1 pseudogene is annotated in these 247 nt (G+C 53.8%); it reads left to right on the top strand.

Annotated features, from left to right (window positions below):
- A pseudogene (locus FQ668_RS27945) lies at positions 1-141 on the top strand (DUF72 domain-containing protein); the annotation flags it as partial.
- Positions 142-247 lie beyond the last annotated feature (106 nt).

Here is a 247-nt window from a genome sequence, read left to right as displayed (position 1 = left end):
CCCGACGAATATCTGCAGCGTCTGGCTGAACGCTTGCAGCACAGCCTTGCCGCCGGAGTGCCCACCTGGTGCATTTTCGACAACACCGCCTCCGGCGCTGCGATAGCCAATGCACTGGCTTTGGAGCGGCATTTGCGCTGAGGAAGTGATGGAAGCATGGCGATGGAAAAGAGCGATGACCAATCAGTCAAAATTAATGAATCTTTTTACACGTCGCTCGCTCCATTAGTCTGAATTGGTGAAGGAG

Origin of the sequence: Pseudomonas sp. Kh14, from assembly GCF_900291005.1 — a bacterium.
In the GTDB taxonomy this organism is placed as follows: domain Bacteria; phylum Pseudomonadota; class Gammaproteobacteria; order Pseudomonadales; family Pseudomonadaceae; genus Aquipseudomonas; species Aquipseudomonas alloputida.
The sequence above is the reverse complement of the archived record's forward strand: the minus strand, read 5'-3'. Positions and strand labels throughout refer to the sequence as shown.